The 26,276-nt window shown below is 59.7% G+C and carries 21 protein-coding genes; 14 read left to right on the forward strand and 7 right to left on the reverse strand.

Annotated features, from left to right (window positions below):
- Positions 1–237: 237 nt before the first annotated feature.
- Both PspS35_RS15935 and PspS35_RS15940 read right to left on the reverse strand, forming a co-directional pair.
- Positions 238–2,217 (reverse strand): hypothetical protein, encoded by a 1,980-nt coding sequence (locus PspS35_RS15935; RefSeq protein WP_159935704.1) that lies wholly within the window; start codon positions 2,215–2,217, stop codon positions 238–240.
- A gap of 148 nt (positions 2,218–2,365) precedes the next feature.
- Positions 2,366–4,306 carry a hypothetical protein gene (locus PspS35_RS15940; RefSeq protein ID WP_159935705.1) on the reverse strand — a complete coding sequence of 647 codons (1,941 nt, stop codon included), beginning with the start codon at positions 4,304–4,306 and terminating at the stop codon, positions 2,366–2,368.
- 315 nt (positions 4,307–4,621) lie between these two features.
- On the opposite strand from PspS35_RS15940, the gene PspS35_RS15945 reads away from it, so the two are divergent.
- From PspS35_RS15945 to PspS35_RS15965, 5 genes are read left to right on the forward strand one after another with little or no spacing between them, the layout of a single operon-like run.
- Positions 4,622–5,656 (forward strand): LacI family DNA-binding transcriptional regulator, encoded by a 1,035-nt coding sequence (locus PspS35_RS15945; RefSeq protein ID WP_159935706.1) that lies wholly within the window; start codon positions 4,622–4,624, stop codon positions 5,654–5,656.
- 47 nt (positions 5,657–5,703) lie between these two features.
- Positions 5,704–6,486, forward strand: a complete 783-nt coding sequence (locus PspS35_RS15950; RefSeq protein ID WP_159935707.1) for a TIM barrel protein — start codon at positions 5,704–5,706, stop codon at positions 6,484–6,486.
- Positions 6,479–7,420: a sugar kinase gene (locus tag PspS35_RS15955; protein ID WP_159935708.1), complete on the forward strand. Its 942-nt coding sequence runs from the start codon at positions 6,479–6,481 to the stop codon at positions 7,418–7,420. Before PspS35_RS15950 ends, PspS35_RS15955 begins: the two co-directional genes overlap by 8 nt.
- A gap of 45 nt (positions 7,421–7,465) precedes the next feature.
- Entirely contained in the window at positions 7,466–8,758 is a 1,293-nt protein-coding gene (locus PspS35_RS15960; RefSeq protein ID WP_159935709.1) for an MFS transporter, read from the forward strand.
- Positions 8,755–9,732, forward strand: coding sequence for an NAD(P)-dependent oxidoreductase (locus PspS35_RS15965; RefSeq protein ID WP_159935710.1), 978 nt, complete (start codon positions 8,755–8,757; stop codon positions 9,730–9,732). Before PspS35_RS15960 ends, PspS35_RS15965 begins: the two co-directional genes overlap by 4 nt.
- Positions 9,733–9,803: 71 nt before the next feature.
- Here PspS35_RS15965 and PspS35_RS15970 read toward each other — a convergent pair whose 3' ends face one another.
- Complete coding sequence (locus PspS35_RS15970; protein WP_159935711.1) at positions 9,804–11,429, reverse strand: methyl-accepting chemotaxis protein; 1,626 nt, start codon at positions 11,427–11,429, stop codon at positions 9,804–9,806.
- A 233-nt stretch (positions 11,430–11,662) separates the two neighbouring features.
- Between PspS35_RS15970 and PspS35_RS15975 the strand changes: the two genes are divergently transcribed.
- Together PspS35_RS15975 and PspS35_RS15980 are read left to right on the forward strand one after the other, a co-directional pair.
- A complete protein-coding gene (locus PspS35_RS15975) occupies positions 11,663–13,090 on the forward strand; it encodes a nucleobase:cation symporter-2 family protein (protein WP_159935712.1) in 1,428 nt (475 codons plus the stop codon).
- Positions 13,091–13,102: 12 nt separating this feature from the next.
- Positions 13,103–13,564 carry an LEA type 2 family protein gene (locus PspS35_RS15980; RefSeq protein ID WP_159935713.1) on the forward strand — a complete coding sequence of 154 codons (462 nt, stop codon included), beginning with the start codon at positions 13,103–13,105 and terminating at the stop codon, positions 13,562–13,564.
- A gap of 66 nt (positions 13,565–13,630) precedes the next feature.
- Here the strand turns inward: PspS35_RS15980 and PspS35_RS15985 are convergent, their stop codons facing one another.
- Entirely contained in the window at positions 13,631–14,557 is a 927-nt protein-coding gene (locus tag PspS35_RS15985; RefSeq protein ID WP_159935714.1) for a carbon-nitrogen hydrolase family protein, read from the reverse strand.
- A 91-nt stretch (positions 14,558–14,648) separates the two neighbouring features.
- Between PspS35_RS15985 and PspS35_RS15990 the strand changes: the two genes are divergently transcribed.
- Positions 14,649–15,569 carry a LysR family transcriptional regulator gene (locus PspS35_RS15990; RefSeq protein ID WP_159935715.1) on the forward strand — a complete coding sequence of 307 codons (921 nt, stop codon included), beginning with the start codon at positions 14,649–14,651 and terminating at the stop codon, positions 15,567–15,569.
- Here the strand turns inward: PspS35_RS15990 and PspS35_RS15995 are convergent.
- Positions 15,541–15,795, reverse strand: coding sequence for a hypothetical protein (locus PspS35_RS15995; protein ID WP_003190904.1), 255 nt, complete (start codon positions 15,793–15,795; stop codon positions 15,541–15,543). The genes PspS35_RS15990 and PspS35_RS15995 overlap by 29 nt on opposite strands.
- A gap of 163 nt (positions 15,796–15,958) precedes the next feature.
- Here PspS35_RS15995 and PspS35_RS16000 point away from each other — a divergent pair, with 163 nt between their 5' ends.
- Positions 15,959–16,279 carry a DUF883 family protein gene (locus PspS35_RS16000; RefSeq protein ID WP_016979401.1) on the forward strand — a complete coding sequence of 107 codons (321 nt, stop codon included), beginning with the start codon at positions 15,959–15,961 and terminating at the stop codon, positions 16,277–16,279.
- A 32-nt stretch (positions 16,280–16,311) separates the two neighbouring features.
- Here PspS35_RS16000 and PspS35_RS16005 read toward each other — a convergent pair whose 3' ends face one another.
- On the reverse strand, positions 16,312–17,349 hold the full coding sequence (locus PspS35_RS16005; RefSeq protein WP_159935716.1) for an Ldh family oxidoreductase: 1,038 nt from the start codon (positions 17,347–17,349) through the stop codon (positions 16,312–16,314).
- Between the two features lie 192 nt (positions 17,350–17,541).
- On the opposite strand from PspS35_RS16005, the gene PspS35_RS16010 reads away from it, so the two are divergent.
- On the forward strand, positions 17,542–22,704 hold the full coding sequence (locus PspS35_RS16010) for a DUF6543 domain-containing protein (protein WP_159935717.1): 5,163 nt from the start codon (positions 17,542–17,544) through the stop codon (positions 22,702–22,704).
- A 20-nt stretch (positions 22,705–22,724) separates the two neighbouring features.
- Here PspS35_RS16010 and PspS35_RS16015 read toward each other — a convergent pair whose 3' ends face one another.
- Positions 22,725–22,994, reverse strand: coding sequence for a PepSY domain-containing protein (locus tag PspS35_RS16015; RefSeq protein WP_065927883.1), 270 nt, complete (start codon positions 22,992–22,994; stop codon positions 22,725–22,727).
- Between the two features lie 140 nt (positions 22,995–23,134).
- Here PspS35_RS16015 and PspS35_RS16020 point away from each other — a divergent pair, with 140 nt between their 5' ends.
- From PspS35_RS16020 to PspS35_RS16035, 4 genes are all read left to right on the forward strand, one after another.
- Positions 23,135–24,130: a FecR family protein gene (locus PspS35_RS16020; RefSeq protein ID WP_159935718.1), complete on the forward strand. Its 996-nt coding sequence runs from the start codon at positions 23,135–23,137 to the stop codon at positions 24,128–24,130.
- A gap of 329 nt (positions 24,131–24,459) precedes the next feature.
- Positions 24,460–24,909 carry a hypothetical protein gene (locus PspS35_RS16025; protein WP_159935719.1) on the forward strand — a complete coding sequence of 150 codons (450 nt, stop codon included), beginning with the start codon at positions 24,460–24,462 and terminating at the stop codon, positions 24,907–24,909.
- A complete protein-coding gene (locus PspS35_RS16030; protein WP_159935720.1) occupies positions 24,909–25,457 on the forward strand; it encodes an adhesin in 549 nt (182 codons plus the stop codon). Before PspS35_RS16025 ends, PspS35_RS16030 begins: the two co-directional genes overlap by 1 nt.
- Before the next feature lie 67 nt (positions 25,458–25,524).
- Entirely contained in the window at positions 25,525–26,271 is a 747-nt protein-coding gene (locus PspS35_RS16035; RefSeq protein WP_159935721.1) for a hypothetical protein, read from the forward strand.
- Positions 26,272–26,276 lie beyond the last annotated feature (5 nt).

Here is a 26,276-nt window from a genome sequence, read left to right on the forward strand (position 1 = left end):
AGTAACACTCGCGTTGATGAATTTGCCTGAATCAATGGCATGGCTCGTTCCCAAGGAGTGGAGCCAGACCTGTAGAGGCCGCGAGGTTATAGTTGGCAGGAGTAAGCGTAAGTAGGATAAGTCTGAAGATTGGAAGAGAAAGACTGTCGATACGATGAAAGAAAAAAGGGCGTCGGAGGAACCTTTCCGACGCCCTTACAAGGAATTTACCTTAATTCCCACACATTACCGAACCCACTATGGCAAGCCTGAAAGATCACACGTGTTATTGGATGAGTACATCCTCACAGGGATGACTGCCGGCACCGATCGCGCCCAGGTCCCACCTAAATCAACGGAATAGCGTAACCACGCGGACGCGAACGGTGCCGCGAACCCCTCGATAGGCTTAAGGAAGGGAACGTAGGGGCCGTAGTGGAACATGAAGCCATCCCGCGCAGTCTCTGCAGTGAGCGTGATCGTCTGCGATCCCGTCGTGCCAGCAATTGCCGGTAATGCGCCGTCCAGGCCTATCGAACCATGGAACTCAATAACGACTTGCACACCGTCGGAGAAATAAGCAGGACTTGGAGGAATCCACACCTCAAGATACCTGTCAGCCCACGGCAAAGCGGGCCCCCCTTTTAAGGCTGGGCAGGTTAAACGCCCACGGGGATCTCCACTCCAAGATGTGACATTGCGAAATTCCGCCTCATCCATCACGTGCTCGATCGCATCGTCCACCTCTACCTCCCTGGGTAGCGACACGTTAAGGTTCTTGGAGTCCTGTTCCCTGACGGTATAGAATACGTCTTTAATGTTGTTGCCCATGGTGGCAATTTCAACCTTATCCAGGTCGATTACGATGGAATCACCCGGCGCTTCACCCGACAGAACATGCGTGCCAACCAGTACCGACGGACTGTCCCACCACACTTCGATAATGTCGTTGCCACGCGGAGATGGCGTTGTCCACAACGTGATAAGCGCCTGTATCGCACCGGGATCGTCGAAGTCGTCTTTATCCAGATAATTAAGCGTAGGCGCCGACGCGGGGCCACGTACATCCAAAGGGACGAGATCAGGGTTTGGATCACCCGGAATTGCCGGAATGGGACCCGGTGCCCATAGGTTTACATCAATTTCAGTGACCGTAGCCGGGGTATCCGTGCCGCCATTGCGATGTATCTCGTAGGTAGCCTGGGTGGTGACCGTCACCGTACTCGTGCCGAACTCATCAAGGATCAGTTGAGGCGGCAACGTCACATCAAAATCGAACACCCCCGTGAGCGGAAGGGGTCCATGAGTCTGGCTACCCCACTTGATGGTGAACTGATCACCAGGCTGGTAGGGGTAAGAGGGAATCGACGCCGTGACATTGGCTTGCCACTCAGGAATGTCGATCAGACTATCAGGTGTCTGCTCACGAATGATCAAAGGCGCCAGGACCAGCCCGGAACTGCGTTTGAGTATTCTCCCCTGGGTCCGGGATAACTCACTTGGGTTACCTGCGGCATCAATCAGTTGATAGACAAAAAACAAAATACCGTCTAGCAAAAGAGGGTTATTGAAAAACGTATTGGGCAAATCAATCACTGCGCCTGTTTGCGGAAATGGCACTGTATTCAGGGGAGGCCCATTATCGGCGGGGGTATCATGCGTGAACCAGTAACGCACAGTATCGCCAGCCTCCCAGTCCGGATGGGCGGGAATCGTAAACGTGAAATCAGGATTCGCATCAATGACCGCCTGGGTAATGATATCTGCCGTTGTTGGGAGAAAATCGGGGAATTCAACAATCTGAGGTTTAACTGAGCTGCCCAGGCTTTTCCCCGGTCCGTACAAGTCTATATCTGCGGTGCTCGCCTCTGAAAAGTCGGTGTAGATCCCCCCCAGGCCATTTTTGACCTTATGCCTGAACTCATATTGACCATGATTAAGGACAGGCATTGGAATGACACGCTCAACGGTAGGCGTCGAAATCATCACCGGAAAGTGAATAGTCCACAGTTCCGTCCATTTGTCTATTCCGACCGGGCTCCATTCGATGGTTACATAGTCGTCGTCGTCAGGCGCCGCCCATGTTCTCATTAGAAATCTCAGCCCATTATTGGCATCTAAACCCGCACGAAGGATTTTTCCGCTTACACCGTCGAGTGCATCCGGGTATTCAGGGGCGCTCAAATTAGGATCATCGAAACCAGTCAACACCACGTTTTTGCGTTTTTTAGTGGGCATTTCATTTTCTCCTGCCTGATTGAAGCGGCGTGAAGATCGACGTTCCAGCAACACCCACTACTTGGCTTAACAGGCGCCAGGCATTACACAAGCCAACGTAAATCACGTGCCGCACTTACTCACGGTATACAATACAAGTGTTTTATATTTACTCCGGGCCGTTACCATCTGGACGACAGTAAATGATCGGGTTACTTGCATAAACACGATCAAACTTCAAATAACGCGGTTGAATAGAGCTGCCGATGAGCACCGTGCCTCTCCAGATACTAAATTGCGCGGCACCGCCTGCGTTATTTTTCAGGGGCTGCGTATTGGGATGATAAGGAATGAAAAATATATGCCCGCCCGCTACTTCATCATCGTTACTCCAATACTCCCGGAAATCGCCCACCGTTTCAGGTATGACTTCTCCACCCCCGGCAAATCCCGTTGTTCCAACCCAACTCAACCGTATTTCATCACCGGGCCTGATCGCAGAGTGCTTATTGACCCTGATACGTACACCCTCCCAGATCTTTGGAATACTTTGGCAATTGAACCACCCGTCGACCGCGTCTGGCGCATCAGGCCGGGGGAAGGACACCGGCCCTGTCAGATCCACCTCGACAGGTGTGGACTCGGACAGGTTCTCGTTCAAAGACCCTCGCTCACTCACCGTATAGAAGAGGTTTTTGAAACCAACGCCCAAAGTGGCCAAAGCGGTCTTGTCCAAGTCGATCTCGATTGACGCGCCGGGCCCTTCCATGCCGAGCGTATGGGTACCGACCAGAAGCGATTTGCTGCCCCAATACACATGGATCAAATCATTCAATCGAGGTGAGGGCGTTACCCACAGGGTGATAAGCGCGACGATCGCTTCGGCACTGTCAAAGTCGGCTTTGCTCAGGAAATCGCGCGTGGGGCGGGATGCCGGACCGACTGCATGCACGCTGGGGAGGTCTGGGTTCTCGTCACCCGGGATGGGTGGGGGTGGCCCTGGAGCCCACAAATTTACACGAATTTTGGTGGCCATTAATGGCGAAGTAGAGCTGCCGCTGCGCAGTACCGTATAGGTGGCCGAGGTTTCGACAGGCAGGGTGCTCGCGCCGAACTCATCGGCGATCAGTTGAGCGGGCAAGGGAATCTCAAAATCGAATACGCCAGTCAGAGGAATAGGACCATGGGTTTGGCTTCCCCACCGGATGATGGCCTGATCACCGGACTTGTAGGCATAGTTAGAAATCGCCACCCTGACACCGGCACGCCATTCTGGAATATCGATCAACCCATTCGGAATAATTTCGCGAATGATCAACGGATTAAGGACCAGGCCGGAATCACGCTGGAGAATGCGCCCCTGAGTCCTCGACAACTCGCTAGCATTGCCTGCGGCATCCGTCAACAAATAGACAAAAAACCAAGTGCCATCCTGCACCAATGGGTTGTTAAAAAACGTATTCGCCAGCGCGATCTTAAGACCCCCTACCGGAATGGGTAACGTATCGAGGGGGGGGCCATTGTCGGCGGGAATATCCTGCGTAAACCAGTAAGAGACGCGGTCGCCATCCTCCCAGTCGGCGTAGGGATTGACCTCAAATACAAAGAACGGGTTCGCATCAATCACCGCCTGAGTGATGATATGGCCAGGTGTGGCGAGAAAGTCTGGAAACTTAACAAGCGGCGGTTTAACGGAACTACCCAAGCGTTTAAACGGCGCGAACAAATCAATATCGGCCAGGCTGGCGTGCGAGAAGTCGGTATACGGGCCTCCGATACCATTTTTAACTTTATACCTGAACTCATATCGCCCGTGGTTGAGGATGGTCGAAGGAATCACACGTTCGACGGTCGGTGTTGTAATTTGTGAAGGAAAGTGCAGCGTATCCAACACCGTCCAGACATTGACCCCCACGGGGCTCCATTCAATGGTTACATAGTCGCCGTCGTCCGGTGCGGCCCATGTTTGCATTAAAAAGCGCAACCCGTTACTTGCATCGTATAACAGGCGATTGATCTTGCCATCACGCCCATTGAGCGCGTCTGGATATTGCGGCGCCAATAAGTTCGGGCTGTCAAACCCCATTGTAATCACTTGCTTGCTGGGCATTTCAGTTTCTCCTGGCCTGACAGTCGCGGCTTGAAACCTCGTGTTCGCACACTCCCCGCAAATAGGCATTACCCAACCGCATCCGACACAAAAAGGCGAGGAGGACACGTAGCCCGTTTTGAAAGCGTTCTGAGGCAAATTAAACGCCTCAACCGTCGGCCTGAATACTGTCAGAACTAACAGGTAGGCCGTGCCGTCTGTCGCTTTCTCCGTCGGGGGCACCTTACGTAGCGCTTGACCCACGCCTTGTTCATGGTGTTTCCTGAAACCGGTTTCAGCCCAGTCGATACGACTCCAATAAGAAAGGCCGACCTCTTGACCTCCTTCTCCACTGCCCAGCGTTCCCGCGTCACCATGCTCGACGTCGCCCAGCGCGCCGGGGTTTCCAAGGCCAGCGTCTCGCGTTTTATCGGCGACGACCGCGCCCTGCTCTCCGACGCTATCGCTTTGCGCATCGAGCAGGCTATCGACGATCTCGGCTACCGCCCCAACCAGATGGCTCGTGGTTTGAAACGTGGCCGCACGCGCCTGATCGGCATGCTGGTGGCCGATATCCGCAACCCCTACTCCATTGCCGTGATGCACGGCGTCGAAACCGCCTGCCGCCAACACGGCTACAGCCTGGTGGTGTGCAACACCGACCGCGATGACGAGCAAGAACGCCAGCACCTGGCGGCACTGCGTTCGTACAACATCGAAGGGTTGATCGTGAACACCCTCGGTCATCACCTCGACCAATTGCTGGAACTGCAACGGGAAATGCCCCTGGTGCTGGTGGACCGCAAGGTCGAGCCGCTGCACAGCGACCTGGTGGGGCTGGATAACCCGGCGGCGGTGCGCATGGCGGTGGAACACCTGGAACAACAGGGTTATCGCGACGTATTGCTGGTGAGCGAGGCCGCCGACGGCACCAGTTCACGGGTCGAACGCCTGGGCAGTTTCACGGCCGAGATTGGCCGGCGCCCGGCGCTGACCGGCGCGGTACTGGAACTGGATGGCAACCTCGAAAGCGGCCTACAGGCGTTTCTCGCCAAACCGGGTCCCAAGGCGATGTTCTGTGCCAACGGCGTTGCCGCACTGGCCTGTACCCGTGCGCTCAAGACGTTGGGCTGCAACCTGTTCGATGACGTCGGCCTGATCGCTCTGGATGACCTGGACTGGTATCCATTGGTGGGGAATGGGATCACTGCCCTCGCCCAACCGACTGAGGCGATTGGCGCCAGCGCGTTCGACTGCCTGCTCAAGCGTTTGCGCGGTGACGATGCGCCAACGCGCACCCTGGATTTTCTGCCACACCTGATCATACGAGGCTCAACCCTGCGCTTGGATCAACGCGCCATTGTGGATTGAATCTTCATCACGTCGAAAAATGAAACCGGTTTCAGAGGTAAACAACAATGCATAAATACCCCGTCTCCATCAGCCTTTCCAGCTATGGCGCCGACTTGGTCCGCCAGCAAGGCCAGCTGAGTTTTGTCGACCTGCTGGCAGCCGCCGGCGCCAAGCGCATCGAGTGGCGTGAGGAATTATTGACCGCCGAACAGCCTGACGAGCTGGCCCAGGCCGCCGCCGAAAAGGGGTTGGAAGCTGTGTTCTCATCGCCTCTGGAACTCTGGGTTGCCCGACGCGCCCAGCCCAACGCCGAACTGAACGCCACCCTGGACCGTGCCCAAGCCTTTGGCGCACGCTGGCTGAAAGTCTCCCTCGGCTACTTTACCGACACCAACGACCTGGAAAGCCTGCACGCCCTGCTCAACCGTCACCCGGTCCAACTGTTGGTAGAAAACGACCAGACCTTGCACGGCGGGCGTATCGAGCCGATGCAACGTTTCTTCACTGAAGTCGAGCGCCTGGGCCTGCCGGTAAAAATGACCTTCGACATCGGCAACTGGCAGTGGCAGGACCAATCCGCGCTCACCGCCGCACGCTTGCTGGGCCGACATGTGGATTACCTGCACTGCAAGGCCGTGGCCCGCCGCCCCGACGGCAAACTGGTGGCGCTGCCGCCCGGCGCTACCGACCTGCATCTGTGGGAACAACTGCTCAAGCACATGACTCAAGGGATTACACGGGCAGTGGAATTCCCGTTGCAGGGCGATGACCTGGTCGACGTCACTGCGCAGCAAGTCGCCACGCTTGCCCTGCTTGGTCAGCCGCGTGAGGAGAATGCCCATGTCTGAGATCGATATCCTGTCGTTCGGTGAAACCATGGCGATGTTTGTCGCCGAGCAGACCGGCGACCTGGCGCAGGTCAGCCAGTTTCACAAACGCATTGCCGGGGCCGACAGCAACGTCGCCATTGGCCTGTCGCGCCTGGGTTTCAACGTGGCCTGGCTGAGCCGGGTGGGCAATGATTCCCTCGGCCGGTTCGTGGTCGACACCCTGAAAAACGAAGGCCTGGATTGCCGGCATGTGGCCGTCGACCCGCTGCACCCCACTGGCTTTCAGTTCAAGTCCCGCGAAGAGGCTGGCGCCGATCCCCAGGTCGAGTACTTCCGCAAGGGCTCGGCCGCCAGCCATTTGTCCATCGCAGCCATCAGCCCCGCGCTGCTGCAGGCCCGCCATGTGCACGCCACCGGGATTGCCCCGGCGTTGTCCGAGGCCACCTGCGAGCTGTCCATTGAGTTGATGACCCAGATGCGCAAGGCCGGGCGCAGTGTGTCGTTCGACCCGAACCTGCGCCCGTCGCTGTGGGCCAGCCAAGCGCAGATGATCCGCCAGATCAACGCCCTCGCCGGCATGGCCGATTGGGTATTGCCGGGCTTGAGCGAAGGCCGCCTGCTCACCGGTTTTGATGACCCGGCCGATATCGCCGCGTTTTACCTCGACCAGGGCGCCGAAGCCGTGGCCATCAAGCTCGGCCCGGACGGCGCCTACTACCGCACCCACCTGGACCAAGGCTTTGTCGCCGCCGTGCGCGTGGACAAGGTCGTGGACACCGTCGGCGCCGGTGATGGCTTTGCCGTGGGCATGATCAGCGCCCTGCTGGAAAACCTCAGCTTCCCCGAGGCAGTACAACGCGGCAACTGGATTGGCAGCCGCGCCGTGCAAAGCCGTGGCGATATGGAAGGCCTGCCCACCCGTTCTGAATTATCCAGCCGATCCGTTGCGTGACCCACACCCTGTTGCCACAACTACAACAAGCTCAGGAGCAACCTTATGGACACCGTGAAACTTGCCACCCGCCGTTGGTGGTACATCATGCCCATCGTTTTCATCACCTACAGCCTGGCCTACCTGGACCGCGCCAACTACGGCTTCGCCGCCGCTTCCGGGATGGCCGAAGACCTGATGATCACCCCCGGCATGTCGTCGTTGCTGGGCGCGCTGTTTTTCCTCGGCTACTTTTTCTTTCAGGTGCCGGGGGCGATCTATGCGCAAAAGCGCAGCGTTAAAAAGCTGATTTTCGTCAGCCTGATCCTCTGGGGCGGCCTGGCCACCCTGACTGGGGTGGTGTCCAACGCCTACATGCTGATCGTCATTCGCTTCATGCTCGGCGTAGTCGAAGCGGCGGTGATGCCGGCGATGCTGGTGTACCTGTGCCATTGGTTCACCCGTGCCGAACGCTCGCGGGCCAACACCTTCCTGATCCTCGGCAACCCGGTCACCATGCTGTGGATGTCGGTGGTGTCGGGCTACCTGGTGCAGCATTTCAGCTGGCGCTGGATGTTTATCATCGAAGGCCTGCCAGCGGTATTGTGGGCGTTTATCTGGTGGAAGCTGGCGGATGAGCGGCCCAAGGATGCCAAGTGGCTGAGCGACAGCGAAAAGCACAGCCTGGAAACCGCCCTCGCCGCCGAACAAGTGGGCATCAAGGCGGTGAAAAATTACGCCGAGGCATTCCGCTCGCCCAAGGTGATCATCCTGGCGCTGCAGTTCTTCTGCTGGAGCATCGGTGTCTACGGTTTTGTGCTGTGGCTGCCATCGATCCTCAAGGCCGGCTTGCAGATGGACATGGTCGAGGCCGGCTGGCTGTCGGCCCTGCCGTACCTGGCGGCAGTGATCGGCATGCTGGTGGTGAGTTGGGGCTCGGACAAGCTGCAAAAGCGTAAACGCTTTGTGTGGCCGCCGCTGCTGATTGCCTCCATCGCGTTCTATGCATCCTACGTGCTGGGGGCCGAACACTTCTGGTGGTCCTACACCCTGCTGGTGATTGCCGGGGCGTGCATGTATGCGCCGTATGGGCCGTTTTTCGCCATCGTCCCGGAAATCCTGCCCGCCAACGTCGCCGGTGGCGCAATGGCGCTGATCAACAGCATGGGCGCCCTCGGCTCGTTCGGCGGCTCGTACCTGGTGGGTTATCTCAATAGCAGCACCGGTTCGCCCGGCGCCTCGTACCTGCTGATGAGCGGTGCGTTGATGCTGTCGGTGGTGCTGACGATTTTCCTCAAGCCCGGTGCCAGTGACCGCTCGCCGGTGCCAACCCTGGAGTTGAAGGTAAAGACCTCATGAAAAAGTCTGTCGTGTTGTACAAGAAACTCTCCGCGCCGCTGATGGCGCGCCTGCATGAACACGCTGAGGTTACGCTGATCGAAGCCCTGGATGAGATCGGCCTGGCCAAGCTGCGCGACGCCCTGCCCACCGCTCATGGCCTGCTCGGTGCCAGCCTGCGCCTGGATGCCAGGTTGCTGGACCTCGCGCCGCAACTGGAAGCCGTGGCCAGTGTGTCCGTAGGGGTCGATAACTACGACATCGACTACCTGACCCAGCGCGGCATCCTGCTCAGCAACACCCCGGACGTGCTCACCGAAACCACCGCCGACACCGGCTTTGCGCTGATCCTCGCCACCGCTCGGCGCGTGGTGGAGTTGGCCGACATGGTGCGCGCCGGCCAGTGGAACAAAAACATCGGCCCGTCGCACTTTGGCAGCGATGTGCACGGCAAGACCCTGGGCATCATCGGCATGGGCCGCATCGGCGAAGCCCTCGCCCAGCGCGGGCACTTTGGGTTTGGCATGCCGGTGATCTACCACAGCCACTCGCCCAAGCCGGCGGTGGAACAGCGCTTTGGCGCGCAATACCGCAGCTTGAACGACTTGCTGGAGCAAGCCGACTTTGTCTGCCTCACCTTGCCGCTTACGGCTGAAACCGAAAAATTGATCGGCGCCCAAGAGTTTGCGCGAATGGGCCCCGAGACGATTTTTATCAATATCTCGCGAGGCAAAGTGGTGGACGAAGCGGCGCTGGTCGAGGCGTTGCAGCAACGCTCGATTCGCGCGGCCGGGTTGGATGTGTTTGAGAAGGAACCGCTGAATCACAACTCGCCGCTGCTGCGCCTGAACAATGTGGTAGCCACACCGCATATCGGCTCGGCCACCCATGAGACAAGGGAGGCGATGGCAAAGTGTGCAGTGGATAATCTGCTGGCGGCGCTGGCAGGTGAAAAGCCCAGGAATCTGGTGAATCCAGCGACCTGGAAACAATAACCGCTGGCACAACACAGAACACCTGTGGGAGGGGGCTTGCCTCCCACATTTTGACCGCATTGCAAAGTGGGTCAGATGACGAACCTGGCCACCATCCCATTCAAATCCACCGCCAAACGCGACAGTTCATGGCTGGCCGCGCTGGTCTGGTTGGCCCCCGCCGCCGACTGGGTCGCCAGGTCGCGGATATTCACCAGGTTGCGGTCCACTTCGCGGGACACTTGGGCCTGTTCTTCCGAGGCGCTGGCGATCACCAGGTTGCGTTCGTTGATCAGGCTGATGGACTGGGTGATCTGCTCCAGCGCCACCCCTGCGGCGCGGGCCATTTCCAGGGTGTTCTGGGTGCGCTGGTTGCTCTGCTGCATGGACTGCACGGCTTCACCGGTGCCGTTCTGGATGCCCGCGACCATTTTCTCGATCTCCTGGGTCGACTGCGCGGTGCGGTGAGCCAGCGCCCGCACTTCGTCTGCCACCACCGCAAAACCGCGCCCGGCTTCACCGGCACGCGCCGCTTCGATGGCGGCGTTGAGCGCCAGCAGGTTGGTCTGCTCGGCAATCGCACGGATCACGTCGAGAACCTTGCCGATATCCCGCCCTTGAGTGGCCAGGCCTTCGATCATGGCGGCGGTGTTCTGCACGTCCTGGGTCATGGTCTGGATCGCGCCGACGGTTTCCACCACCCGGTCACGGCCTTCGCGTGCAGCCTGGTTGGACTGGCTGGAGGCTTCGGACGTGGACACGGCGTTGCGCGCCACCTCTTCCACCGCAGCCGTCATCTCGTTGACCGCCGTGGCGGCCTGGTCGATTTCATTGTTCTGTTGTTGCAGGCCTTTGGAGGCCTCTTCAGTGACCGCGCTCAGTTCTTCGGCGGCGGAGGCCAGTTGCGTGGCTGAACCGGCGATGTGCTGGATGGTCTGGCGCAGGTTGGCTTGCATGGTCGCCAGGGCACCGATCAAACGTGCGGGTTCGTCTTTGCCGTCGTCTTCAATGGTTTTACTCAAGTTGCCCGCGGCAATGGTTTGGGCCACTTCCACGGCTTTGCGCAACGGCGTCACGATGCTGCGGGTCAGCAGCCAGGCCAGCAGCACCGTGAGCAATGCGGCGACCACCGAGACGATGATCACCCCGGTGATGGCGCTCTCGTAACCATGGCCGGCTTCTGCATCCGCAGACTTGGCATCGGCGGCATTGATGGCAATCAGCTTGTTCAGCTGTTCGCCCATCTGGTCGGTGCCGTCCTTGATGCGGCTGTTGATCAGCGCACGCATCTCATCGACCTTGCCTTGCTTGGACAGTGCCAGCATGTCGGCCTGGGCTTTGAGGTAGTTGTCCAGGGTCGCACCAAACGTCTTGTACAACGCCGCCTCTTCCGGCCCGGCGGGCAGCGTGGCGTAACCGGCCTGGGCGGTCTTGACCTTGTCGGCGAGCACACCGATGCGGGTTTCGGCTTCCTGCAGGGCAGCGGGTTCACGGTTGACCAGTACGCGAAACGACAGGATGCGCAGGCGCAGCACGTTTTCCGTGATCGTGCCCAGGTACGTCACGCTGGGCAGTTGGTTGGCGCTCATGGCCACCGACGCCTCGCGAATCAGCGTCATGCGGTTGACCGCAAACACCCCCAGTACAACCACTAACAACGCAATGAACGCGAAACCGAGAGAAGCACGAGGGGCGATATTCAGATGACGGAGGGACATAGGGGAGACTCTCAGGAGTGGTGTTTGCGAGCATCCCTGCCGCGAAACGATCGGTCGGCGTCAACGCGCCGCTCAGACCTTGGTCCCACTGTTGTTATTGATAGGTGGGCCTATAAACGCTATCGGCTGGGTACATGCTTTTGTGCAGGGGGTTCATAAATATTTTTTTACACTTCTGACGACTGGCGGTTTCTGGCATCCTGCGCCTCCATTTTCTGACCCGAGCCCGCATTTTGTCTGACGCTCAAGCCCCCCGCCCGCGCTATACATCCGACCTGATCTACGGCCTGGAAGACCGCCCGCACTTCACCGCTGCGATTTTTGCCGCGCTGCAGCATGTGCTGGCCAGTTTTGTCGGCATCATCACCCCGACGCTGATCGTCGGTGGCGTGCTCGGCCTGGAAAGCGAAGTGCCGTACCTGGTGAGCATGGCGCTGTTTGTGTCGGGGCTCGGCACCTTTGTGCAGGCGCGCACGTTCGGCCCGATCGGTTCGGGGCTGCTGTGCCTGCAGGGCACCAGCTTTTCGTTTATCAGCGTGATCCTCAGCGCGGGTTTCATGGTCAAGGCCCGGGGTGGCGGCACCGATGAGATCCTCTCGACGATCTTTGGCATCTGCTTTTTCGCAGCGTTTATCGAAGTGGTGCTCAGCCAGTTCATTGGCAAGCTGCGCAAGCTGATCACCCCGGTGGTCACCGGCACCATCATCACCTTGATGGGGCTGTCGCTGATCAAGGTGGCCGTCACCGACATGGCTGGCGGTTTTGGCGCCAGCGACCTGGGCGCCGCGAGCAATATGGGCCTGGCAGCACTGGTACTGGTGACCATCGTGGTGCTCAACCGCTTCAACAACCCGTTCCTGCGCCTGGGCTCCATCGTGATCGGCCTGACCTTGGGCTTTGTGGTGGCGTGGTGGATGGGCCGTGTCGACCTGGCCGCCCTGCCCCACGTGCCACTGATCAGCGTGCCGGTGCCCTTCAAGTACGGTTTCTCGTTCGACTGGGTGGCGTTTATCCCGGTGGCGGTGATCTTCCTGATTTCGCCGTTGGAAGCGGCCGGTGACCTGACCGCCAACTCGATGATTTCCCAGCAGCCGGTCAAGGGCCCGCTGTATATCAAGCGCATCAAGTCCGGCCTGCTGGCTGACGGCCTCAACTCGGCAATGGCCGCCACCTTCAACAGCCTGCCGATGGTGACGTTCGCCCAGAACAACGGCGTGATCCAACTGACCGGCGTGGCCAGCCGCTACGTGGCGTACTTCATCGCGGGTTTGCTGGTGCTGCTGGGGCTGTTCCCGATGATCGGCGCGGTGCTGCAACTGATGCCCAAGCCGGTGCTGGGCGGCGCGACCCTGATCATGTTCGGCACCGTGGCGGTGGCCGGCATCAAGATCCTCGCCGAAGCCGGGCTGCATCGGCGCAATGTGCTGATCGTGGCCATCTCCCTGGGGATGGGCCTGGGTGTGGCCGCCGTGCCGCAAGTGTTGCGCGACTTGCCAAAAGCCCTGCATAACATCTTCGAGTCGCCGATCACCGTGGGCGCGTTCTGTGCCATCCTGCTGAACATTTTCCTGCCGGAAGAGTTCATAGAGCTGCAGGAAGATGAATTTGATCCGGAGTCCTCTACCCTCAAAGTGATGCAGGACCCGGACGTCACGAAATAGGAGCACTTTCGGATGCGCAAGCTCATGGTTCTATCACTGTTGCTACTGACCTTGAGCGCCTGCGCGCTGTTCCCCAACCGCGACCCGGTCAACATCAACGTGGTGGGCATCGAGCCCCTGCAAAGCCAGGAACTGGAAGTGCGCTTCGTGGTGAAACTGCGGGTGCAGAACCCCAATGAAACGGCCATCGACTACAACGGCGTGGCCCTGGACCTGGCGGTCAATGGCCGGCCGTTGGCATCGGGTGTCAGTGACCAGGCCGGCAGCATCCCGCGTTTTTCCGAGACCGTCCTGAGGGTGCCGGTCAGCGTTTCGGCGTTCTCCGTGCTGCGCCAGACCCTGGGTTTGAGTCAAACCCAGAGCTTGAACAATTTGCCTTATGTACTGCGCGGCAAGCTCGCAGGCGGATTGTTTGGCACGATGCGATTTGTGGATCGCGGTACCCTGGACCTGCCCAACACTGCCACTTGGTAAACCGCGACGTGGTGCGTTATTTCAATGTGGGAGGGGGTTAGCCCCCTCCCACATGTCGACCCGGTTTCAATCGGTGATAAAGCGCACGCCTGGCTTGGCGCGTTCATCTACCGTCAGCTCAAACACATCCGGGCGAGCATAGTGCCCCACCACGTCATAGTCATACCGCGCCTTCACCAGGTCATCGGTATTGATCTGCGCCGTCAACAGCCCCGCGCCGCCCAGCAACGGGCCCGCCAGGATGTCGCCCATCGGGCCGACAATCACACTGCCGCCCGCAATCAACGGGCGGTCTGACGGCCAATTGGCAATCTCCAGCCCCAGCGCTTCGGGCGAGGCCTGCACCTGGCACGCGCTCACCACAAAGCAGCGACCTTCGTGGGCCACATGGCGCATGCTCACCTGCCACATCTCGCGTTCGTCCACCGTCGGCGCGCACCATACCTGCACGCCCTTGGCGTACATGGCGGTGCGCAGCAGCGGCATCATGTTTTCCCAGCACACCGCGCCGCCGATACGCCCGACTGCCGTGTCGATCACCGGCAACGTGGAACCGTCGCCCTTGCCCCAGATCAGCCGCTCGGTACCGGTGGGCATCAACTTGCGGTGCTTGGCCACCAGGCCGCCCGTCGGTTCGAAATACAACACCGTGCAGTACAAGGTGCTGCCACTGCGCTCGATCACGCCAAGGACCAGGCTGGCGCCGGTGCGCGCCGACAACCCGGCCAGCGCCTCGGTTTCGGCACCCGGCACATCGATGGCATTGGCAAAGTAACGCGCAAAGGCTTCGCGCCCCTCGGGCAGGCGGTAGCCCAGTTGCGTGCCGAAGCCTTCGCCTTTGGGATAGCCGCCGAGCAGCGCCTCAGGCATGACCACCAATTGCGCGCCGCTGCGCTTGATCTCGTCCTCGTAGCCCAGGATTTGTACGAGGGTTTCAGCCTTGCCGCCCGGCAAGGCGCCAATTTGCAAAGCCGCCACGGTAGAAACAGGCATCACGCTCACTCCGAATAAGGGGGGTTGCCCATTCTCCGGCCAGCCGCGATCATGAATAAAGCCCACTTCAGCACTGAATGATATGAGCCAAATGAATATCGCCAAGATCGACCTGAACCTGCTGAAAACCTTCGAAGCCCTGCACGACGAGTCCAGCGCCAGCCGCGCCGCCTTGCGCCTGGGCGTCACGCAGTCGGCCATCAGCGCGGGGTTGCGACGCTTGCGCGAGGTGTACGGCGACCCGTTGTTTGTGCGCACCGGCCGTGGCCTGGCGCCGACCTTGCGGGCCAATCAGTTGAAGCCGGTGATCAGTGAGGCGCTGGACCGTTGCCGCCAGAGCCTGGCGATGGTCAATCCGGATACCCCGCATTATCAGGGGCGCTCTGTGGTGCTGGGGCTGTCCGACGATTTTGAAATCGCCTATGGCCGCCGCGTGATGCAGGAGATCGCGCAGCGTTTGCCGAAACTGCGTGTGATCTTTCGACAGACCCACAGCCAGATCGTCGCCGGTGCCCTGCTCGACCGTACGCTCGATCTGGCAATTACCGCCGGTGGTTTTGCGCAGAACCGCTTGAGTCGACAGGTGTTGGCAGAAGGTGATTACCGCTGCTTGGTGGACCCCGCCAGCCTCTCTGCGGGACAGGCCAGCATCAGCCTGGACGAGTTCGTCGCCCGCGAGCATGTGCTGGTGTCGTCCGGCGGGTTTATCGGCATCACCGACGAGGGGTTGGCCGCACAAGGGCTGAGCCGACAGGTGTGTGCCTCCACCAGCCATTTTGCTGCGCTGCCGTTTTTGCTCAAGGGCAGCCACGCCGTAGCAACCATTCCGGGGCATGCGGCACAGGCCATTGCCGGGATGACCGGCTTGCGCGTACTGCCCTGCCCGCTGGCACTGCCGCGCTACCCGGTGGAGCTGGGCTGGCGCACCCAGATGCAGCTCGATCCGATGTTGCTGAAGGTACGCGAAGCGATTGTCGCCAGTTTTACTTCGCCGCCGCCATCAGCTTGTTGACTTCGCTGCGCACCATGTTGGAAAACTCCGGCGGCGACATGCCGTCGAGCTCTGCGCGGACCCACTCGGCCCACTTGCCCTTGCGCTTGGCACGTTCACCGAACAACCGCGCGGCTTCGCCCTTGGCCTTGCCCAGGTTGGTTTGCCACAGGTCGTAGAGGCGGGACTTTTCATCTTCCAGCTCGGCGCGTTCGGCGAGGGTCTTGTTGGCGAGATTGAAGCTCATGTTGAATTACCTGCTGCACAAATAGGCCACATCTTACACTGTAGGTCGAAATTTCCTGATTCGGATTTTCTCCGAAAGCGCTACCGGGCAAAAAAACTGCAACTTTTGCCATCACGCGACACTCCATTGTTCACTGTCACATTCACTTGCAAGGAGTCACCCAATGGCCCGCAAAACTGCTGCCCAAGCCGTCGAAGATCAAATCAAGGATCAAGCCTTCAGCGAACTGACGGCGCTGATCGAAGAATCGGACAAACTGCTCAAAAGCAGCGCTTCTCTGGTGGGCGAAGAAGGCGAAACCCTACGCGAGCAAGTGGCAATCAAGCTCAAGCAAGCCCTGGACTCGGTGTCCAACGTACGTGAACGCAGCAAGCCGGTGGTAGACGCCACCGAAACCTATATCGGTGGCCATCCTTGGCAGACCGTGGCCATCTCAGCGGGCTTTGGCCTTGTAGTCGGTTTGTTGCTGGGTCGCCGCAACTGACAAAACGGGCTGCGCCACTGGCGCAGCCTTTTTCAATCGGCCAACAGTGCCTGTAATCGCGGCAGCTCCTGAGCCTGCAGTTCAATCCCCGCCTCCAACGACTTCGCCCGCGTGCGATGACGTCGATCCCCCGGCAACCGCCGCAGCCCCGCCGCATGCATCTGCCGCACCAATTCCTGGCTGCGCTCGGCAAAGTTCTGCCCGGCGGTTTTGCTTGGGTCGATCAGGATCAGCAATTGCCCGGTCCAGGGTGTGCGCGCTCCCGGATGGTCGGCCCAGTTGAACTCAAAGGAGAAGTTACCGCCGGTCAAGGCCGCTGCCAGCAACTCGACCATCATCGACAACGCGGAGCCCTTGTGCCCGCCAAACGGCAGCAGCGCCCCGCCTTCCAGCACGGCTTTGGGGTCGGTGGTCGGTTGGCCAAGGCTGTCGACGCCCATACCCGCAGGCAAGCGTTCGCCTTTGCGCGCGGCGATCTGCACATCGCCATGGGCAATCGCGCTGGTGGCCAGGTCGAAGACGATAGGCGCGCCGTCGGCACGCGGTGCGGCGAACGCGATGGGGTTGGTACCGAACAACGGCCGGTCGGCCCCATGGGGCACCACGCAAGTCATGCTGTTGACCACGCTCAGCGCCACCAGGCCTTCTTCGGCGAACGGTTCGACATCGGGCCACAGGGCGGCGAAGTGATGGGAGTTGTGGATCGCCAACAGCGCAATGCCGGCACTGCGCGCCTTGGCCACCAGCAGCGAACGGGCGGCCTGCAACGCTGGCTGGGCAAACCCGTTGCCGGCGTCGACCCGCACAAAGCCGGACGCCACATCCGTGACGACCGGCACGGCCTTGCCGTCGACCCAGCCGCTGGCCAGGGTGCTGAGGTAACCGGGAATACGGAAGATCCCGTGGCTATGGGCACCATCGCGTTCGGCGCCGGCGCAGTTGTGCGCCAGGATCGCGGCGACGTCCGGCGAAGTGCCGTGCTTCACGAATACCGCGTGCAACAAGCCCACGAGGTCGTTGAAACCGATGAGCGCTGTAGCGTTGTCAACTATCGGGGACTGGGCAGACATCTGTAGCTCCGATTTTATAATTGGAAGAGACAACAAGAATCCAGACCCCCGATTAAACAACGCCTCAGGTGCCTGCTGTCAACGGGCGCTTGACGTCTGCGGCGGTTTGATCGCGAGTTATCTACCCCCCTGCACTCCGGCGCAATCCTTAACGTGGGCGCTCGTAAACGTCTATCTGATGGAGAGTGCCCTATGTCGACGGTCATCCCGCCGTACTTCTTCGACGAGTTCCTGCTTCCCGTAAAACGCAAGGAGCCGACACCACGGGAGCGTGCCCTGGGGTTCACGGTCAAGGACCTTGAATGGTTGCACACGCTGTACTACGCCACCGACGCAGCCCGCCAGGACCCCGCGGTGCAAGGCAACCCCATGCACGTAGAACGGTTGTTGATCAACCCCGGCGGTCAACCCGCCATCCCACTGGCGGGCGCGTTCATGATGAGCCCGACGCCGGACGACAACAAAGCCGTGCTCTATACCCCCTACGGTGGCCTGGAACTGTTCGACAGCCGTGCCGGCCTGCTTGGCGAGGTGCAGGAACGCTTGACGCAACCGAGCAGGCGCAGCGAGTTGCTCCAGTTTCTGTCCATTGCCGAACGGGACGCGTTGCCGATAAACGTGCGCCTGACGCTGACCACCGCCACGATTGCGGACGCCGTGATGGCCGACCAACGGAGGATCATCCTGGCTAACCAGCAAAAAAATGTACGGGCGATGCTCGATGAACTGCGCAAGCTCCCCGGTCTGAACGACATGCTCGACACCTTGCTCGGCATCATGGCCCGCTCCTATTTCCCTGGGTTGAACCCGGCCGACACTCGCGTGAACTTCTTCAGCCGCCCGGCCACGGGCGAAGAGGCCCGCTGGGTCGACTCGCTTCCCTTGCGTGATGCGTTGCTGCGGTTTTATGTCAGGCATGCCTGGCCAACCGACCAGACTCATTCGTTCTTCAACATCGGCCGAAACACCACAGCCTTCAGCCAGCAGCAACTGGCCGAGGACCAGCAGCGATGGAACAGCGTGGTCGAGCAAACCAGCGGCATTCTTTCCAAGCTATTGAACAGCCTGCTCAAGTCGTACTGGAACCAAGAGGTCAACGCGGACCAGTCGCGCCAACGGTTTTGCGCCCGCGTCATGAGTGACAAATGTCGCGCAGACCTGCTGTTCAAGCATCAGGACATGATCCTGAGCAGCGAAGAAAGCGAGCAACTGCGCGCGCTGTTCCTGGCAGACAAGACCGCGCGCGCGGCCCATACCCACCACCTGAACGTCGAGAGGGTGCGCATCCATGCGCCCTTTCAGCACTATGTCCATCTTGGGGGCACCTTGATGATCAGCAATGCCCACGCGTACCTCTACACGCAATCACGCGGCTTGCAGGTGCTCAAGGACATCGATGATCTGAAGGACATCCTGTTGACCATGCTCAAAACCGCAGGGCATGAAGATGAGTTGCTCAATTTCCTCTCCTTGGACGAGCGTAGCGTGTTCATTGGCAGTGATCAGATAGAAGTGACCGGCAAGCCGGTGGCGGGCGATGCGTTCCAGGTGATGGTCGAAGACATTCTCGCCAAACAGTTCGACAACCTGGAATATGCGCTGGGGCTCTATCGGCGTAGCGCAGGTGAGATCGACCTGGCCGCGCTGCTCGACAATGCGCTGGACGTGCGCACCATGCTCGACAGCCGTTTGCAGGCGCTGGACGCCGGCGGGCGCTGGTCCGTCCACCCCATCACCAGCGGCAACGGCCGCCCCTCTACCGTCCATGCCGAAAAGGCCAAGGCACAGCTGAAGACGCTGGAAACGGTCGAGGCGGCGATGGCGATGGAGCGCAGCAAACACCCGACCCTGCGCGAGTTGGTGGGCCGAGCATTGAACGTCGAGCTGGGCAAAAGACAGTTGAGCCTCAAAGCCGAAAACGTCTACATCAACCGCTACGCCACGCCAGCCAGCGAGCGCGAAGAGCGATTGCCCCTGGCGTCGACAAGCATGGTGGAGCACTTTATTGCGCGCCTGGCCAAGCAAGCCGAGGCCTTGACCGACTCGCCCCTGACCTGGTTTTACGGCAAGCGCCGCTCAGGCGTCGCCAACCAACTGCACAACCTGACCACGAACAGCTTCAATGCGGTGATCGAGCAGGTCCTGACCACCTTTGCAGAACATGACCTGCGGACGCTGCCGCATCTACTCCTGGAACATAACCGCGCGCACCTGGGCCATGGCATGTTGCTGGGGCTCAGCGGTGAAGCACAACTGAGGCGATTACAAAAGAGCCTGCCGGTCGCCTGCCTCGACCTGCTGGACAGCGCCCTTCACGCCGAAAACATGACCCGACTCACCCGGCGTGGCCTCAACGGGTTTATCCCTGACGCGTTTGGCTTGACCCTCAACCTCGGGGCTGACGCCGTACCCGAGGCGCTGACCAACTGTTTTGTACTGACCGAGCGTGGTGGCACCGACCCCGACCATTCAGGGCTGGCAATGCTGTGGACGCCGCGTGCCGGCTATGAGGCCTTTGCGTCGTTCAACGTCTTGCGCGAAGTGCTGGAACAACGCTTGCTGAGCCCCACCGCACGGTTACCGCTGATCGAGAACCTGAGACCCTCCAAGCGCATACCCCACCAGTCCTATCGGCTCGGCCCCCTGCAACGTATCGACGAGCATCTGCTGCACAATCGCCAACAGACTTACAGCGACTTCATGCGCGACAAGATCGACCATGTACTGTCGATGAAATTGAACGCTCAACGCTTTCAGGACTTCATGGACAGTTTTATCCGCCAGGCCACACCGACCAACCTGCCCAGGGCGATGGCCATTGCACGTGCCATGATCCATCAACAGGCACTGCCGGTCTGGCTGGGGATGGCGCGGCCACATGAACAAATCCTGCATGCCGAACTGCTTGAGCAATACCGCGCCAGCGTAACGGATGAGCAGGATTACCTGCACGGCCTCACACCCATGCGCGAACAGGTGCTGAGTAGCTTATCTACCTTGCTCAATGCGCGGTTTCCCGGGCAAGTGGTCAACCCCGACGCCATATTGATACCTGGCCGTATCGACCTGCAAAACCACACCCAGACCCTGACCGACTTCGCCCTGCGGCACTTGCCTGAACTGAACGCTGACGATATCCGGCCGCGATCGCGTACAGACACGCCCTTGCCAGCAGCACTCGATGGCAGCACCGTGGTGCAACTGGTGCGCCAACTGGACTTGAAAAGTCTCTACCAGACACAGCTGACCACCCTGCTCAAGGGCCAGACCGAAGACACCCGTCGCCGTCGTCGATTGTTTTGTCGGCAACTGCCGTGGCAATTGCTGCAATACGCCCATGAACAAACACTTCAGGAGCGCCTGTCGGCATCAGCCTGGAGCTTTATCCAGCAAGTCTTTGATATGCCCGATGCCCTGGCGCGCAACAGCGTAAGCGGCGTCACGGCGATGGTTCGCCCGCTCGAACTGATCGCCACGCCGGGGGCGGCGCTGGTCAAGGCTCTGGGCTGCTACCTGATTGGCCCGAAGGGCGGCGCGACGGGCCCGTTGATCCTGTATGCGCCCTATAGCCCCAGCCACCTGTTGAAGGAATACGCAAATGAAGCGGCGTTCATCAGCGAATTCACCACCCCCGGGGCGCTGCAAGAGTGGGTGGTCAGCCAGTTGGAAGAATCGCAACAAGCCACTTACCGCAATTTGCTCAGCCAGAACTGGCGTCATGGGCTTTCGGAAATGCGCGTGGGTGCCAACCCGATTGTCGGCAACCTGCTCAAGCGCCTGTTCAAGGACAATCTTGAGTTGCTGCTGCAGATGCTCGCCTGCCAGTTCTCTGAGTCGGGCAAGGTCAAATGGGACGGGATCACCAGCCTGTTGACCCGGGAGATTCCCAAGGGTTTGCAGTTCATGGCCGGTAAACTTGCTTACCCGCTAGTGGTGTGGCGCAGCTACAAACTGTTCCTGGCCTCCGCAGAAGACCTGCAACAGCACCGCTGGCAACGCGCGCTCAAGGCCTTTGCCGGCGGAGTGGCCGAATTGGCCGCGTTGCGCAAGGCGCTGGACAAGCTCTTGCCCCAGGACGCGCCAGTCACGGAGCCGCCCCCCGTTGAGCAGTGGTTGCAAGCCCCCGCGCCTGCTGCGGATACCCTGGCAGACCTGGACCTGACCGCACCCGCACGGACACACCTGCAAGTATTCGAAGACCACGATATTGCGCTGGCGGACCTCACCCCAGGCAAGCCTACCGGCCTTTACAGGGATCAGGCCGGCACGCGGCAGTTCATCTCCTTGTCGGGCAAGGTTTATCCGATAAAACAAGCCGGCAAACACTGGCGGTTGATCCAGGGCGAGCTACCGGGCCCTTATGTGCAGTGCAACACCCAGGGGGTGTGGACACTGGACCTCGACCGGCATTACCCGCGCTACGGCAAAACGTTAAGCCGCTACGCCGGCAAACTCACCACCCGTGCAGCCGAGCGCGATGCCATCAATATCGAAGCGGTGGGCATGCGAGAGATAGCCGCGCTATCCAACTGGAAGGCCCAGTGCATTGATGAAGCGCTCAATGTCGCGACGTACTATTCGGTCAACTGCAAACGCAACCTGTTGCACTTCGCCACACATTTGGCCCCCAATAGCCGGCTCGGGCGGTTTTTCAGCGAACTGTTCGGCATCGTCACGCTGACGCCCGAGCAGGTGCAGCGAGTCGAGCGACGGGTCGACGAGATACTCGATGAGTTGACGAACCATACCCTCATCAGCCCCGATTCGATGCGGTTTGTCAGCGGCACCCATCGCTACAGCCCGCGCAACACCTTTGCCTTTGTGCTGCCCGATGACCAAGAGCAGAAAATCTATTTGCTCGACCGCTTTTTCGACCCTCCACTGGATAACTATCAAAACCGCCTGACCACGCCGTTCAACATCTCGGCCCACGCACGGGCAACGGTGCTGATTCACGAGATATCGCACATCAAATCCTTGACTGAGGACCTGGCTTACCTGGACAGCATGCGCCCGTTTCACGACCTGATTAATGTGAAGATCCACGGTGCCAGGCTGATGCAGACCGACCTGGCCGACTTGCGTGATACCGCGCTGTCCACGCTGACGCCCGCCACGCTGTTGTTCAAAACCTGGGATGAGTTCAGCGAAGAATGGGAGGATTTCGGCAGCAGTCGGGCGACCACGCCGCAAAAAGATAAAGTCCTCGGCATCACCGGCTGCCGAACCCTGAATGAGGCACGGGACATGTTCATGAGCAATGCAGACAAACGAATCGACACGATTCTGGCCAATGCCGATTCGGTCACCTACCTGATCAGCCAACTCGGGCGAGAGCTGGATGCGGGAGCCTGAGCAGGCTCCCGGAGGGTGCGTCAGTCTTTCTGGTCGCGCAGGATGTTGCCGGAGGCCCCATCGATACGGGCTTCGTACACGGTACCGTCGGACTTGCGTCCCTTGACTTCCCAGTAGCCATTGTCATCGGCTTCTGCCGCATAGACCTCGACATAACCCGCCTTGGTCTTGGCAACGTCGATGGCTTTTTCGATGGTGATCCAGCCTGCGCCTGGCTTATCGGCCAGGGCAGCGCCCGCACTAAGCAGAGCAGTGGTTGCACACAGGGCGACTAAGGTTTTCTTCAGCATTTTCGTACTCCATTGTGGGAATGTCCTGATTTTTAGGTATTCCCAAACGAGAATAAGTTCCAATTGATGTGCAATCGCCATGATGCCTGTTCTCGCCGTCTACTTGTGGAGGTTAGAATGTGCGAAATCAGGATGAATTAATGAGCGAAAAGTCCCTTTCAGAAGCCGAATATGACGCCATCACCGAAGCTGCCGCGCATTGGTGCATGCGCCTGCACGCGGGTGATTGCACGCCGGCGGAGCGTCAGGCCTTTTCGCAATGGCACGATTGCCACCCGCTGCACGCGTTTGAATACGCGGCGATGCTGGAAATCTGGGACGTTGCTGACCACCTGCCGCGCAGTGAACCCGACGCGACCGTGGTGCCGTTCAAACCCCGCAGCCGGCTGCGCACCTATGCGGTGGCAGCCGCAATCTGCCTGACCGCGCTGCCTCTGGCGGCCTTCACCGGATGGGAAGCGGGCTTGCTGCCCAGTTCCTATGAACGCTTCGAAGCCACCCAAGGCTTGCGCCAAGTGACCTTGGGCGATGGCAGCCAGGTAGAGCTGAACCTGGGCACCGAGTTGGTCTACAGCAACTACAAGGACGAGCGCCGGGTCACGCTGAGAAAAGGCGAGGCATTTTTCAAGGTCAGCCATGACCGCGAGCACCCGTTCATCGTGCATGCCGGCGAAGGCAAGGTGCGCGTTACAGGCACGCAGTTCAACGTGTGGAAGTATGGCGATCAGGTGCGCGTGATCCTGCTCGAAGGCTCGGTGCAGATCTTCAGTGACAAGGTGCACGGCAGCGTGCCGCTGACCCCAGGCATGCAAGCCAGCTATCAACCGGGCGACGCTACGCCACGGGTGAAAGCGATTGCCCTTGACGACAGCGCCCTGGCCTGGCGCCAAGGCAAGCTGATCCTCGACAACCTGGCGCTGGCCGACGCGCTGCCGCTGATCAATCGCTACTTGAACAAGCCGGTCATGCTCGCGGACGCCAATACCGGGACGATTCGTATCGGCGGGATCTACAACATCAACGAGGTCAACAACCTCGTCCCCTCGTTGCCCAAGGTGTTACCGGTCTATCTGACCCAGAACCAGGACGGCAACCCTGTACTCAATTCCATCCCGCGTAAATCCCCGAAAAGCTAGGCCCTCGCACCCTCGCCAGGGCTTTTTTGCGTCTGCAGTGTCCATTTTTGATACACCCGACTGCGCTGAATCGCCCGTGCTGGGCGGATTCATCGTTTTGTCATCAAAGGTGTTACAGCGCTGATACAGGTAGGTGAATCGTTTTTGGTGTGACTCGTTCAGTGCGTGCCGGGCAAACGCTGTATCAGCCATGAAACAACAGTGACATCACTTCGCCTCGAAATAATCACAACTAATTGAATACTAACGACAAATAAAAAGCGGCACGGCTTCTGCTCTATCCCTTACAGCGCTGTTTAGGGTCAGCGCGAAGAATAAGGAATGCCGCCGTGATCACACTCACTCAAGGTTCGATGAACGTACTGCTGATCAGCTGTGTACTCAGCGTCGGCATCAGTGTTCCAAGCTTTGCAGGTGACGGTGTGATCGTGACAGGGCGCAACGTACAGCCTCACATGTACGGTCGCGCCGCCTTCGGTAAAGACCCCTACCCCACCACTGCGAACGCCAATCCCAGCCGCGAGATCATCGGTGCCACCGGCGAGCTCAGTGATATGGATATCGGCGGCATCCGCAGCGGCTCCAGCATCGTCGGCGCGATTCCGACGAACAGCAGCTTGACCGGCCTGCACGCCACGCAAAACAGCATGTCCACCTTGGGGGCCGGCTCTGCCGCCGGCCACGGTGCGGGCAGCAGCATGGGTGGGCAGATCAGCGATTCGATCCAGCGCGGCATGGCACCGCTGAACAACATCGGCAGCATGATGGGGGGCAAGTAATGAAACGCTCCCTGCTCGTTCTCGCCTTGCTGGCCAGCGCCCCGGCCTTCGCCGACGACACCGCCGTGATCCGCAACAGCGGCCAACAGTACGAAGGTGTGGTGTCGATCAACCAGGCCGCCGGCAACCAGCAACAAATGTCCAACAGCCGCGCCATCGCGCTCGGTGGCCAGGCCACCAACGTCAACATCCAGCGCATGGACGGCAGCGTCGACCCGTCCCTGAATGCCAAAGCGGCGATCCAGGGCACCTCTTTCACCAACGGCAACGGCGTACTGGGCATCAACCAGTCGGCCGGGGCCAATAACCAATCAATCAATGCCGTGCGGATCAGCATCAACCCTGGCCCGCAAAGCATCGATGACAGCGTCTTGTTGCAACAGAACACGACGCAGTTGACCGACTCAGGGCTCACCCCCACCACTGGCAGCCGCCAAGTCGCGACGAGCGACCAGGCCTTCACAGGCAGCCGAGGAGTGATTCAGGTGAACCAGAGTGCCGGGGTGGGGAACCGAGTGGCTAACACCCTAGGCATCACTATCAAGTAAACGCTTGGTAGCACTCGTTAGACCGTACCAACACTTAACCAACTAATTAGAAGCAAGGAGAAACACCATGAAACCTCAAATGGCTCTGAAACCAATGGTTTTCGCTCTCGCCGCACTCATGGCTGCTGCTGCTCAAGCAGGTGGTGGCTGGCACCCTGCGCCTCAACCTACCGGCGTGGTTGCCTCTGTCGTGACCGATGTGCAAAACAGCGGTGGCAACCGGTTTGACGACACCAAAACCGAAAACAACGCCTCTGCCGATGGCTCGGTAAACGGCAACAGCGGCAACACCGGTGTCAACGTTCAAGCAGGCAGTGGCAACCAGGCAGATAACTCTGCGGCCATCTCCAGCGCCAAAGGTGACTTCGCCTCAGTATTCGCTGTTGTCGATGTGAACCAAAACAGCGGCCTGAACAACTTCGTCAACAAAGGCACCCAAAACAACGCCTCCCTGGACAACTCGGTCAACGGTAACTCCGGCAACCTGGGTTACAACGGCCAGGCCGGTCAAGGCAACCAGGGTAAAAACAACCTGGCAATCACCACTGCTGACGGCAAAAACATCGCTGCAGCCGCCAACACCGAACAAAACTCGCTCGCCAACAGCTACCTCAACACGGCTGCAACCAGCCACGGCTATGGCCACGGCGGCAAGGCTCAATACGTGTCCAACAACTCCAGCCTCGACAACTCGGTTAACCGCAACTCCGGCAACGTGGGTGTGAACCTGCAATCCGGTGCCGGCAACCAAGGCAGCAACAGCCTGTCGATCGGTCAAGGTTGCACCGTCTGCGCCAGCGGCGTGCGCTTCTGATCCAG

Source organism: Pseudomonas sp. S35, assembly GCF_009866765.1.
Lineage (GTDB): Bacteria > Pseudomonadota > Gammaproteobacteria > Pseudomonadales > Pseudomonadaceae > Aquipseudomonas.